Source organism: Streptomyces sp. NPDC020807 (assembly GCF_040641575.1).
Taxonomy (GTDB): Bacteria; Actinomycetota; Actinomycetes; order Streptomycetales; family Streptomycetaceae; genus Streptomyces.
In genome coordinates this window covers 86,138-98,246 of the sequence record NZ_JBFADU010000017.1, presented here as the reverse complement: position 1 = coordinate 98,246, position 12,109 = coordinate 86,138, and the positions used below count along the sequence as shown (strand labels likewise).

The 12,109-nt window shown below is 72.3% G+C and carries 12 protein-coding genes and 1 riboswitch; of the genes, 1 reads left to right on the top strand and 11 read right to left on the bottom strand.

The genetic code is table 11. The features are described from left to right. Positions 1-31: 31 nt before the first annotated feature. From AB0G79_RS23410 to AB0G79_RS23380, 7 genes are all read right to left on the bottom strand, one after another. Positions 32-952, bottom strand: coding sequence for a Ppx/GppA phosphatase family protein (locus tag AB0G79_RS23410; protein WP_360809438.1), 921 nt, complete (start codon positions 950-952; stop codon positions 32-34). After that, positions 949-1,497: a DUF501 domain-containing protein gene (locus AB0G79_RS23405; RefSeq protein ID WP_360809436.1), complete on the bottom strand. Its 549-nt coding sequence runs from the start codon at positions 1,495-1,497 to the stop codon at positions 949-951. Before AB0G79_RS23405 ends, AB0G79_RS23410 begins: the two co-directional genes overlap by 4 nt. An 84-nt stretch (positions 1,498-1,581) precedes the next feature. Beyond that, a complete protein-coding gene (locus AB0G79_RS23400) occupies positions 1,582-2,052 on the bottom strand; it encodes a septum formation initiator family protein (RefSeq protein WP_360809434.1) in 471 nt (156 codons plus the stop codon). A gap of 100 nt (positions 2,053-2,152) precedes the next feature. Next, positions 2,153-3,439: a phosphopyruvate hydratase gene (gene eno, locus AB0G79_RS23395; protein ID WP_360809432.1), complete on the bottom strand. Its 1,287-nt coding sequence runs from the start codon at positions 3,437-3,439 to the stop codon at positions 2,153-2,155. 274 nt (positions 3,440-3,713) lie between these two features. Beyond that, on the bottom strand, positions 3,714-4,514 hold the full coding sequence (locus tag AB0G79_RS23390; protein ID WP_360809430.1) for a transglycosylase family protein: 801 nt from the start codon (positions 4,512-4,514) through the stop codon (positions 3,714-3,716). 3 nt (positions 4,515-4,517) lie between these two features. Next, positions 4,518-4,688, bottom strand: a riboswitch (cyclic di-AMP (ydaO/yuaA leader). Between the two features lie 257 nt (positions 4,689-4,945). Next, positions 4,946-6,142 (bottom strand): transglycosylase family protein, encoded by a 1,197-nt coding sequence (locus tag AB0G79_RS23385; RefSeq protein ID WP_360809428.1) that lies wholly within the window; start codon positions 6,140-6,142, stop codon positions 4,946-4,948. 118 nt (positions 6,143-6,260) lie between these two features. Continuing rightward, positions 6,261-7,532: a cytochrome P450 gene (locus AB0G79_RS23380; RefSeq protein ID WP_360809426.1), complete on the bottom strand. Its 1,272-nt coding sequence runs from the start codon at positions 7,530-7,532 to the stop codon at positions 6,261-6,263. A gap of 54 nt (positions 7,533-7,586) precedes the next feature. On the opposite strand from AB0G79_RS23380, the gene AB0G79_RS23375 reads away from it, so the two are divergent. After that, a complete protein-coding gene (locus AB0G79_RS23375) occupies positions 7,587-8,810 on the top strand; it encodes a globin domain-containing protein (protein WP_360809424.1) in 1,224 nt (407 codons plus the stop codon). A gap of 40 nt (positions 8,811-8,850) precedes the next feature. On the opposite strand, the gene AB0G79_RS23370 is transcribed toward AB0G79_RS23375, so the two are convergent. The 4 genes from AB0G79_RS23370 to AB0G79_RS23355 all read right to left on the bottom strand — a co-directional run bounded on the left by AB0G79_RS23370 (position 8,851) and on the right by AB0G79_RS23355 (position 12,011). Further along, positions 8,851-9,255 (bottom strand): hypothetical protein, encoded by a 405-nt coding sequence (locus tag AB0G79_RS23370; protein ID WP_360809422.1) that lies wholly within the window; start codon positions 9,253-9,255, stop codon positions 8,851-8,853. Continuing rightward, positions 9,252-10,211 carry a nucleoside triphosphate pyrophosphohydrolase gene (locus AB0G79_RS23365; RefSeq protein WP_360809420.1) on the bottom strand — a complete coding sequence of 320 codons (960 nt, stop codon included), beginning with the start codon at positions 10,209-10,211 and terminating at the stop codon, positions 9,252-9,254. Before AB0G79_RS23365 ends, AB0G79_RS23370 begins: the two co-directional genes overlap by 4 nt. 82 nt (positions 10,212-10,293) lie before the next feature. Further along, positions 10,294-10,947: a SurA N-terminal domain-containing protein gene (locus tag AB0G79_RS23360; protein WP_360809418.1), complete on the bottom strand. Its 654-nt coding sequence runs from the start codon at positions 10,945-10,947 to the stop codon at positions 10,294-10,296. A gap of 80 nt (positions 10,948-11,027) precedes the next feature. Beyond that, complete coding sequence (locus AB0G79_RS23355; protein ID WP_360809416.1) at positions 11,028-12,011, bottom strand: glycosyltransferase family 2 protein; 984 nt, start codon at positions 12,009-12,011, stop codon at positions 11,028-11,030. Between the last annotated feature and the right edge of the window lie 98 nt (positions 12,012-12,109).

Sequence of the window (12,109 nt, the reverse complement as noted above, 5' to 3'; positions counted from 1 at the left end):
GGGTGTCGCCGGAGGGCTCGATAGGTGCCCGCTATGCGACGGATAGGGCGATCCCATCGAGGATGTCGTGCTCGCTGACGACGACCTCGGAGGCGCCGACCCGCTCGACGATCTCGCGCAGGACGAGCGCCCCGGCGATGATCACGTCCACCCGCCCGGGGTGGATGACCGGAATCGCCGCCCGCTCGTCGTGGGTGGAGGCGAGGAGCCGGTCGGCGACCTCGGCGACCTGGGCGGCGGAGATCCGGGCGTGGTGGATCTTCGTGGAGTCGTACGCGGGGAGCCCGAGCGCGATCGCGGCGACCGTGGTGACCGAGCCGGCGAGGCCGACGAGGGTCTCCGCCGAGGTGATCGGCACGGTCTCGGCGGCCAGGTCGAGGGCGGCCCGCACGTCGGCGCGGATCGCCTCGGCCTCCTCGGCGGTCGGCGGGTCGTGGCGGACGTGCCGCTCGGTGAGCCGGACGCAGCCGATGTCGACGGAGCGGGCGGCCTCGACGTGCCGGTTGCCGACGACGAACTCGGTGGAGCCGCCGCCGATGTCCACGACGAGCCGCAGGTCGTCGCCGTGGAGCTCGCCGGTGGCGCCGGTGAAGGAGAACTCGGCCTCCTGGTCGCCGGTGATGACCTCGGGCTCGACGCCCAGGATCTCCACGACCCCGTTCACGAACTCCTCGCGGTTCTCCGCGTCGCGCGAGGCGGAGGTGGCGACGAAGCGGAGCCTGTCGGGGCCGACCCCGAACTCCGTGAGGACCTCGGCGTACGCGCGGCAGGCCGCGAAGGTGCGCTCCAGGGCCTCGGGGGCGAGGCGCCCGGTCTTGTCCACGCCCTGGCCGAGCCGGACGATCGTCATCCGGCGGTCCAGCTCGACGAGGTCGCCCGTCGCCGGGTCGAGGTCCGCCACGAGGAGGCGGATGGAGTTCGTACCGCAGTCGATTCCGGCGACCCGGGTCACTCGCCCTTCTCCTCTTCCTTGGCGGCGTCGCCGCACGGGGTGACGCAGGCGCCCTTCGCCCACCACTCGGGCAGCATCGCGAGCGCCTCGTCGCCGAAGGGGTTCACGCCCGGACCGGCGACCAGCGAGTGGCCGACGAGGACGTGCAGGCACTTCACCCGGTCCGGCATGCCGCCGGCGCTCGGGAAGCCCTCCAGGACCTCGATCGCGTCGCGGCGCGCGATGTAGTCCTCGTGCGCGGCGCGGTAGGCGGCGGCGAGCTCCGGGTCGGTGGCGAGCCGGGCCTGCATCTCCTTCATGACCCCGTTGGCCTCCAGGGTGCCGATGGCCGAGGCCGCCTTGGGGCACGTGAGGTAGTACGTGGTCGGGAAGGGGGTGCCGTCGGGCAGCCGGGGCGCGGTCTCGACGACGTCCGGCTGGCCGCACGGGCAGCGGTGCGCGATGGCGCGCAGGCCGCGCGGCGGACGGCCGAGCTGGAGCTCGAAGGCCTCGATGTCCGTCGCGGTGGGCTCGGTGCGCTCGGTCTGCGGAGGGGGCGTTTCCATGTCTGCTGTCTGCCTTGCTCGGTGTGTCGCGGAGGGGTGTCGCGGAGGGATGTCGCGGACGGGTGTCACCTCGGGCGGCGGGCCTCAGGGCCTGTCGGCCTTGTCGACGCCGTCCCAGAGGTTGTCGTACCAGGGGCGGTCCGCCGCCTCCTGGCCGGCGCGGGGCCGCTGCTCCGCGTCGGGGTCGTTCACGGTGAAGCCGGTCTCGCCGGGGAGCACGTAGTGCAGGTGCTCACGGGCGAGGCGCCGGACGTAGGCCGGGTCCTGGAGGCGGGCCTTCTCGTCCTTCAGCTCCTCGACGCGCCGCGCGGTCTCGGCGGCCCTGCGCTCCTGGTCGGCGATCTCGCCCTGCTGGGAGACGTAGCTCCGCATCGGGTAGGCGAGCGCGACGACCAGGGAGCAGACGACGAGGGCGAGGAAGGCCGCGCGGCCGGTGAGCCGGGAGCGACGGGCCTGCCGTCGGGTCTGCGAGCGGTAGACACGGGCCGCGGTCTGCTCGCCGAGCAGCTTGATCCGGGTCGCGGTCGAGAACCGGTCCCGGTCCTTCACGGCCATGTCGAGTCGCCTCCCCTGTTCATGCGTACGTCCCCGCACACGGTACGGGACCGAGTACGGGGACGTACGTATCCAAGGCGTCAGGCGATGTCCGCCCGGATCAGCCCTTGAAGCGCGGGAAGGCGCTGCGGCCGGCGTAGACCGCGGCGTCGTCGAGGATCTCCTCGATGCGCAGGAGCTGGTTGTACTTGGCGACGCGGTCCGAGCGGGCCGGGGCGCCGGTCTTGATCTGGCCGCAGTTCACGGCGACCGCGAGGTCGGCGATGGTGACGTCCTCGGTCTCGCCGGAGCGGTGGGACATCATGCACTTGAAGCCGTTGCGCTGGGCGAGCTCGACGGCGTCGAGGGTCTCGGTCAGCGAACCGATCTGGTTGACCTTGACCAGGAGGGCGTTCGCGGTGCCCTCCTCGATGCCGCGGGCCAGACGCTCCGGGTTGGTGACGAAGAGGTCGTCGCCGACGATCTGGACCTTGGAGCCCAGCTTGTCGGTGAGGACCTTCCAGCCCGCCCAGTCGTCCTCGAACAGCGGGTCCTCGATGGAGACCATCGGGTACGCGGCGACGAGCTCCTCGTAGTACTCGGTCATCTCGGCGGCCGAGCGGGACTTGCCCTCGAACTCGTACTTGCCGTCCTTGTAGAACTCGGACGCGGCGACGTCGAGCGCGAGCGCGACATCGGTGCCGGGGGCGTAGCCGGCCTCCTTGATGGCCTCGACGATGAGGTCGAGGGCGGCGCGGTTCGACTCCAGGTTCGGGGCGAAGCCGCCCTCGTCGCCGAGGCCGGTGGAGAGGCCCTTGCGCTTCAGCACGCTCTTGAGCGTGTGGTAGATCTCCGCACCCCAGCGAAGGGCCTCGGAGAAGGACTCCGCGCCGATCGGGGCGATCATGAACTCCTGGATGTCGACGTTGGAGTCGGCGTGCGACCCACCGTTGAGGATGTTCATCATCGGAACGGGCAGCAGGTGCGCGTTCGGGCCGCCCAGGTAGCGGAAGAGCGGGAGGTCGGACGCCTCGGAGGCGGCGTGCGCGACGGCGAGCGAGACGCCGAGGATGGCGTTCGCGCCGAGCGAGCCCTTGTTCTCGGTGGCGTCGAGGTCGAACATGGCCTGGTCGATCAGGCGCTGCTCGGTGGCGTCGTAGCCGACGAGCTCCGGGCCGATCTGCTCGATGACGGCGAGGACGGCCTTCTCGACACCCTTGCCCAGGTAACGGTTCGGGTCACCGTCGCGGAGCTCGATGGCCTCGAAGGCACCGGTGGAGGCGCCGGACGGAACAGCAGCACGGCCGGTGCTGCCGTCGTCGAGGCCGACCTCGACCTCGACCGTGGGGTTGCCTCGGGAGTCCAGGATTTCCCGGGCTACGACGACGTCGATGGACGGCACGAGCATCTCCTTCTGGGATGTGACGCTGGATGTGACGCAAGGTCGGTGCAGGGTCGCTTGGCCTTGCGACAAGAGCCTAACCGGCTCCGGGGCTCCGGCCAGCCGTGCGCCCGCACCCTGGGACGAAAAAGGGCCCAAGGGTGGGCATGTCGGGACGAAGGACCCGAGAATTACTGGACAGTAATCAAAGTTCTCCCCGAAAACGGGGAGAACCCCGCTCCGGCGCGCACGGGGGAAGGCGCGCCGGAGCGGGGTGGTCACCGCGGGTTCGTCGTCAGACTCACTTCAGGTGGAGCTGCTGGCCCACGTAGATGAGGTCGGCGTTGTCGACGATGTCCTTGTTCAGGTCGAAGAGCTTGGCCCAGCCGCCCGTGACGCCCTGCGCCTGGGCGATCTTGCTGAGCGTGTCGCCGGCCTTGACCGTGTACTCGCCGTCGCCCTTCTTGACCGTCTTGCCGGTCGGGGTGGTGACGGTCTTCTGCGTGGCGGCCTTCGGCGCGGCGTACTGCTGCGTCGACTGCTTGGGGGCCTGGCGCTGCTCGCTGCGGGTGGTCGGCTGCTCGGCCTTGCGCTGCTGGGTGTAGCCGTTCGAGCTGCTGGAGGAAGAGGAGCTCTTCTTCGAGTACGAGGAGGAGCCCGAGTTCGAGGAGGAGCTGCTCGACGAGGAGCTGCTCGACGAGGAGCCGGAGTCCGAGCCGCCGGAGTACGAGGCGCCGGAGAGGCCCACGCCACAGCTCGGCCACGCGCCCTTGCCCTGGCTCGCCAGGACCTTCTCGGCGACGGCGATCTGCTGGGACTTCGACGCCTGGTCGGCGGTCGGGGCGTAGGCGGTGCCGCCGTACGCGGCCCAGGTGGACGCCGAGAACTGCAGGCCGCCGTAGTAGCCGTTGCCCGTGTTGATGGACCAGTTGCCGGTCGACTCGCACTGGGCGACGCGGTCCCACTCGGAGGCGGTGGCGGCCGAGGCGGTGCCCGCGGTCATCAGCGGGGCGGCGACGGCGACGCCGGTCACGCCGACGAGAGCGGCGACCTGGGTGGCCTTGGAGGGACGACGGTGCTTGCCCTTGGCGGAAAACAGCATGGGGAATCTCCTCACCGACGCCTGTGAGGTGAGCTGTCGGGTTCGGGCCGGAAAGTTGCCCGGCCGCGTGTCCTTGCACGCGGCTTCACCCCAAGCCGTTCTCGGCCGTCTCTCAACGGCCGGGACCGGCACTTACCTTGGGTCCCCCACTCCTGCCTTCGGCGCTTGCGCGACGACTGTTCCCTCGACCGACGGCAGGATTCGGCGTTTCGGTCGACGGGGCCCGCGGTGGCGAGCGGTTACGACCATAGGCACAAGCCCGCCGGAAGCTCAAAGGGCGACATTGCGGAGAATTCGCCCCTACTTGCCCTCCGGCGGGGGGCGTTTGCGCAGGTGGGAGGTGACGGGAGCAAAGTTCGCGGTAGTGACACGCCAGTTGGGACGAAGAGACCCATGTCTCACTTACCCAAATGCGGACATAAGACCGCGAACTACTCCGCCTTGGATTCCGAACCGACCGTCAGATCGAGGCTCTGACCAGGGAGGATGTGGTCCGGATCGGCGCCCACCGTCCCGCGGTTGGCGTCATAGAGGGCGTTCCAGCCGCCGGGGAGTTCGTTCTCCTGTGCAATCTCCGACAGGTTGTCACCCGGCCGCACGGTGTACGCGTCCGAAGCGCCCTGACTGTCCGTTGTGCCCGAATCCTTCACCGCGTCAGTCGTGGAGTCGGTGATGTCGGTTTTACCTGCCTTGTCGGTTTCCTCCGGGGCGGGGGCACCCCGATGCTTGCCCGTGCCGGGCGCGACCGACGAGGCGTCACCCGCCGCCGCATCGGGCGTTTCGGACGTACCGGGCGTTACGGGCGTGGTGGGCGTGCCGGAGCCGTCGGGGGCGACGGGCGTCACCGAGGCGTCGGGCGCGACCGGGGCGGTGGGCGTGTCGGGTGTGGTGGGCGCCGAGGGCTTCCCCGTACCGGGAGCGGTCGGCGTGCCGGGCGTCGTCGGGGTGGCGCCGGTCGCGGGGGCGCTCGGCGTCCCGGGCGTGGCCGGGGTCGCGGGCGTCGCCGGGGTGGCGGGCGTCACGGGGGCGGCGGGGGCGACCGAGCGCTCCGGGGCCTTCGCGTCCTCGGAGGGGGCGCCCGACGGCGTACCCGCGGACGTACCGGCGGAACCGTCGGCGGAGGAGGCGGAGGAGGCGTCAGAAGGTGTCGCCGCGGACGCCGACGGCACCTCGGAGGTCCGGTTCGACTCCGCGACGGGCCCCGTGGACGTCGCCGAGGGCGTGGCCGGGCCCGGGTCGACTCCGGTGGCCTTGCCGTCGTTCCTGAGGCCCGCGATCGGCGCGCAGGTCGCCCAGTCCGTGCCGCCGGCGGCGAACGCCTTGTCGGCCACCGCGATCTGCTGGGCGCGGCTGGCGAGGTCGGGGCTGGGCGCGTACGCGAGGCCGCCGTTCCGCTCCCAGCTGTCCTGGGTGAACTGGAGGCCGCCGTACATCCCGTTGCCGAAGTTCGCGCTCCACTGGCTGCCGGACTCGCACTCGGCGACCCGGTCCCAGGTGGCGGCGTCGGCGGCGGAGGCGGATCCGGTGGCGAGCAGCGGCAGCGCCATGGCGGACCCGGTCACCCCCGCGGCGACGACGAGGGCGGGGGCCTGACGGGGGCGACGGTGTCGTCCGTTCCCGGAGCGCATAGGGAGGCCTTTCGCGTGACGGCTGAGACTGCCGGGAAACGTAGCGGCATTCGAACGCCCGTCACAAGTCGATGGAGCCCCGATCACGCGAAGATCACAGTTCTGACGGATCGTCAACTCACTGAACGCGCCCGGAAGGGGAGAATTCCACCGGAAGCGTGCGCAACCCCCTCATGATGAGCCCGCCGCGCCAGCGCAGTTCGTCCGGATCGGCGGCAAGTCGCAGGTCCGGCAGGCGAGTCAGCAGCGTCGCGAGCGCGGTCTGCCCCTCCAGCCGGGCGAGCGGCGCACCCAGGCAGTAGTGGATCCCGTGCCCGTACCCCAGGTGCTGGCTGTCCCGCCGCGAGAGGTCGAGGACGTCCGGGTCGGCGAAGCGCTCCGGGTCCCGGTTCGCGGCGGCCAGGACGACGAGCACCGGATCGCCCGCCGGGATCTCCTGCCCGCCGATGGTCAGCGCCCGCGTCGCGTACCGCCAGGTCGCCATCTCCACCGGACCGTCGAACCGCAGCAGCTCCTCGACGCCCGTCTCCAGGAGCCCCGTCTCCCCCGCCGCCAGCGAGCCCTGGAGCCGCTCGCGCTCCTCGGGCCGGCGCAGCAGCTGGTAGACGCCGTTGCCGATGAGGTTGACGGTCGTCTCGAAACCGGCGAACAGGATGATGAAGGCCATGGCGGCGGCCTCGTTCTCCGTGAGGTGCTCGCCGTGGTCGGAGGCCTTGATGAGCCCCGAGATCAGGTCGTCGCCGGGCTCCTCGCGCTTGCGGTGGATCAGCTCCGCGAGATAGCCCCGCATCTTCTTCACCGACCGGGCCACCCCGCCGCGCGGCCCTCCGCCGTGCCGGATCATCATCCCGGCCCAGTCCCGGAAGTCGTCCTGGTCCTCCGGCGGCACGCCGAGCAGGTCGCAGATCGCGTAGATGGGGAGCGGGAAGGCGAACTCGTGGATGAGGTCGGCGCTCCCCTTCTCCACGAAGGAGTCGATGAGCCGGTCGGTCAGTTCCTGCACGCGCGGCGCGAACTCCGCCACCCGGCGCGGGGTGAACGCCTTCGACACCAGCCGCCGCAGCCGCGTGTGGTCCGGCGGGTCGATGTTGAGCAGGTGGGTCATCAGCTCGGCCTTGCGCTCGCCGGGGATGCCCGTCTTCCCCTTCGCGTGCGGGGACTCGTCGTGGTGCGCCGGGTTCTTCGAGAGACGCTGGTCCGCCAGGGCCTGCCGCGCGTCCGCGTACCGCGTCACGAGCCAGGCCTCGACCCCGCTCGGCAGCTTCGTCCGGTGCACCGGCGCGTGCTCGCGCAGCCAGGCGTAGGCCGGATACGGGTCGCTCGCGAACTCCCAGGTGAAGAGCTCGGGGGCGGGCGGAGGGACGGGGGCGGCGCCGGGGGTTGTGCTCACCCCACGACCGTACCCGCGATCAGCACCGGTCGGCCGTGCCCTAGATTCTTGTCAGTGGACCCCCAGCTGCTCAGAAGTACGTTCGCGATCGTCGAGAGACGGGCCGAACACGCCGTCACGTTCTTCTACTCGCACCTCTTCTGGCACAACCCGGGGGTGCGCGAGCTCTTCCCCGAGGACATGGTTCCGCAGCGGGACCGGCTCTTCGCCGCCCTCACGCACGTCGTGACCCACCTGGAGGACCCCGCCCTCGCCGCCTACGCGGCCCACCTCGGCCGCGACCACCGCAAGTTCCTCGCCACCCCCGGCCTGTACGCCGCCGTCGGCGAGAGCCTGGTCGCCGCCTTCGCGCACGCGGCCGGTTCCGCCTGGACCGTCGAGGCGGAGAAGGCGTGGGCTGAGGCGTACGCCTTCCTCACCGAGCTGATGCTCGCCGGCGCCGACGAGGCCGCCGCCGAGGGGGAGCCCGCGTGGTGGGACGCGGACGTCGTCCGCCACGAGCGGCACGGCGACAGCCTCGCCGTCCTGACCCTGCGCCCCCGGCAGCCCTTCCCCTACGCCCCCGGGCAGTACGTCAGCGTCAGCTCGCTCCGGGTCCCCCGCGTCTGGCGCACGTACTCCCTCGCCAACGCGCCGCGCGCCGACGGCACGGTCGACCTCCACGTGAGCCGGATCCCCGGCGGCGCGATGAGCACCGCACTCGTCGAGGAGACCGGGCCGGGCGAGGTCCTGCGGCTCAGCTCCGCCGGCGGCGCGGTCACCGCCCGCACGCCACCGGGCGGGCTGCGCACGTATATATGCGCCGGTACGGGCTGGGCGCCGGTGAAGGCCCTCCTGGAGGAGGCGGCCGAGGCCGAGCCGGGGGCCGAGGGCCGGCTGTTCGTCGTGGCCCGCGCCAAGGAGCACCTCTACGCCCGGCCGGACGCCGAGGCCCTGAAGAAGCGTCTGCCCGGCCTCCGGGTCGTCTACATCACGGCGGCCCCGGGCCGCCGCCGCGACCAGGCGACCGAGCGGCTGCTCCAGGCCCTCGAAGCCTGCGAGCAGTGGCCCGCGCACGACGTCTACCTCGCCGGGCCGCCGGGCTTCCTCACCGAGGTCGCCGAGTTCCTCGTAGGACTCGGCGTCGCCCCCGGACGGATCCGCCACGACTCCGTGCCCTCCGTCGGCCGCTTCACCGTCCGCCCGAGCAGCGCCGCCGAACGCCTCCTCGGCCCCCCGCAGCTGCACTGGCACAACCCCGAGGCCCGCGCCCCGCGCAAGGACCCGGCCGACGACTGAACCGGGCACCGCCTCGTCCGCGCACCGCCCGCGAGGCCCGTCAGCGCTCGGTGCCCACCCGGGCTTCCGCCTCCGGCTCCACGACTGCTTCCGGCTCCACGGCCGTTTCGGCTTCCACGGCCGCTTCCGGCCCCACAGCTGCCTCCGGCTCCACAGCCGCTCCCGGCTCCACAGCCGCTCCCGGCTCCGCGGCCGCTTCCGGCCCCACAGCCGCTTCCGCCTCCACAGCCGCTTCGGCCTCCTCCCGCGCCCGCCTCCGCGTCCGTGTCCGCCAGAGCGCGAACCGGGCCAGTTCCGCGGCGGCCCCCACCGCGAGCAGCGCGGACACGATCCGCGCCCACCCCGGGACGCCGCCGCTCAGCGCCGCCCAGCCGAAGGCCGGCACCATCAGCGCCGTCACCCCGGGCGCCTCGGCGAAGGCGGGCTTCCGCCGTTCCTGGCTCATACGCCCTCCGCCGCCCTGATCGCGTCCCGGTACGCCCGGGCCGCCGCCCGCAGCGACGCCTCCGGGTCCTCTCCCGCCGCGTCGGCCCGTGCGGCGAGGGCGAGGAGCTCGTACCCGACGCCGTCCCCGGCCGGCAGCTTCACGTCGAGCCCGGCCGCGCGGACCCGGCCCGCGAGCTTCGCGGCGAGCGCGAGCCCCGGCTGCCCGAGCGGCACGCCGTCGGTGACGGACTCGCGCCGCTTCTCGATCGCCTTCGTGCGCTGCCAGTGCGCGTGGACGTCCTCGGGCGTCTCGGCGACCGCGTCCCCGAAGACGTGCGGGTGCCGGTGGATCAGCTTCTCGACGAGCGTCCCAGCGACGTCGTCCACGGAGAACGGCTCCTCCGGGTGCTCCTCGGCGATCCGGGCGTGGAACACGACCTGGAGCAGGACGTCCCCGAGCTCCTCCCGCAGCTCCTCGCGGTCGCCCTCCTCGATCGCCTCGACGAGCTCGTACGCCTCCTCGATGAGGTACTTGGCGAGCCCCCCGTGGGTCTGCGTCGAGGTCCACGGGCACTCGCGGCGCACCCGGTCCATGACCTGCACGAGGTCGAGGAGCCGGGCGCCGGGCAGGTCGTACGAGCCGGGGAGCAGCTCCAGGTCCGGCATGGCGACCCGGCCCGAGCCCGCGAGCCGGGCGAGGCCGTCGGTGAGGGCCGCGTCGCCCTCGCCGGAGGGCAGCAGGACGACGGTCCGGCCGCCGGCGCAGGCCGCGACGAGCTCCTCGGCGGTCGGCCGCAGGTGCTCGACGGCGACGCCGGCCTCCGTCAGGTACGGCAGCTGCGGGTGGTGCTCGTCGGGGCAGAGCACCCGGTCGGCTCCGTGCAGCGCCTGCCACGCGGGCCAGGACAGCAGTCCGGGCGCCACGCGGTGGCTGGCGGTGAGCAGGACGATGCGGCCGGGGGTCTCGGAAGTCACCCTTCGAACTTACCCGGACTCCCCGCCCCGGCCGAACCCTGTTTCAGGACCCGCCGTCAGGCCCCGCCGTCAGGCCCCGCCGTCAGGCCCCGGCCGGTGCCGCCCCCTGGTCCTGGCTGATCTGCCGCAGCCACGGGCTGGTCGCGGTGGCCAGCTGGACCTGGGAGTCGTCCCAGGCGCCGAAGCGGGGGTTCACGTCGATGTCGAGGGACTTCGACGCGGCGGTGAAGACGTCCGTCAGCTTCTTCTGGCCCTCGGCGGTGTCGGTGATCCCGAGCTTCTCGGCGATCTTGTTCATGAGGACGCTGCGGCGGACGACCGCGTCGATCTGGTCCGGCGCGATGCCCTGCTCCTGGAGCAGCACGGCCGCGAGCCGGTCCTCGCCGCCGCTCTGGCGGACGAAGGCCTCGCGGGTCTGCTGGAGCTCGGCGCGGGTCGCGCTGATCCCGTTCTGCTCGGCGACGGCGGCGACGACCCGGTCGACGATCAGCCCGTTGAGCTTGCGGCGGCTCAGGTCGCCGCTGGTCTGGAGCAGCTGCGCCGCCTGCGGCGAGGCCTGCTGCGCCTCGCGGGCGTCCCTGACCTGCGCCTGGAGCGTGGAGACCTCGATGCGTTCACCGCCGACGACGGCCGCCGCTCCTGGATGGGCGTCGCTCCCGCAGGCGGTGAGCAACGGCGCCGCGGCGAGGAGCGCGGCGGAGACGGAGAGAGCGATGCGGCGTTCGCGGCGGTGCACAGAAGCCTCCCGGGCGGGTCGTGCGTCAGATGAACGACCTTGCGGTGATCGATGGTAGGGAGTCGCCGGGGCCGTAGCCACTACTTCGGAGCGACTGTTTCCCACAACGAGTCACCCGTCGCACGGGTATCGACCTCCCCGCCGCCCGTCTCCGTCTCTCCCACCAGGTAGTGGGGCCGCCGCTTCACCTCGTAGTAGATGCGGCCGACGTACTCGCCGATGAGCCCGACCATCACCATCTGGACGCCGGCGAGGGCGGTGACGGCGACGAGCAGGGTGACGTAGCCGGGCGTGTCGACGCCGTTGACCAGCGCGTCCCCGACGATCCAGGCCGCGTAGCCGGCGGCGAGGGCGACGAGGAGCAGGCCGAGGTAGACGGCGGCCCGCAGGGGCTTGTTGTTGAAGGAGAGGAGGCCGTCGAGCCCGTAGTTGAGGAGCTTGCCGAAGCTCCACTTCGACCGTCCCTGCTCGCGGACGGCGTTCTCGTACGCGAAGGTCGTCGTCCGGAAACCGACCCAGGCGAAGAGGCCCTTGGAGAAGCGGTTGTACTCGCCGAGGCCGAGGAGGGCGTCGACCGTGCGGCGGGAGAGCAGCCGGAAGTCGCCGACGCCGTCGACGAGCTCGACGTCGACGAGCCGGTTGACGGCCCAGTAGTAGAGGCGGGCGGTGAGGGTGCGGGTGACCCGGTCCCCGTCGCGGGTGCGGCGGGCCACGACCTGGTCGTACCCCTCGGCGTGCAGGGCGACCATGCGGTGCACGAGCTCCGGCGGGTGCTGGAGGTCGGCGTCCATGATGACGACGGCGTCGCCGACGGCGTGCCGGAGCCCGGCGAGCATGGCGGCCTCCTTCCCGAAGTTCCGGCTGAAGGAGACGAACCGGACGCGGCCGGGGTCGGCGGCGGCGAGCTCCCGGAGGAGCGGGAGCGTCCGGTCCCGGCTGCCGTCGTCCACGTACACGAGCTCGAACTCGCCGTCGAGACGAGCGAGTTCGTCGCTCACGCGGGAGTGGAAGCGGGTGAGGACGGCGTCCTCGTTGAAGCACGGGACCACGATCGAGAGCAGCACCCGGCCCACGACACCGGGGCGCGGTGACCCGGCAGGTCCGCGGGGGTGGCGGGTAGGCGACCATTCGGTGAACTGGCCCGTGGGCCCGGTCCTTCGCG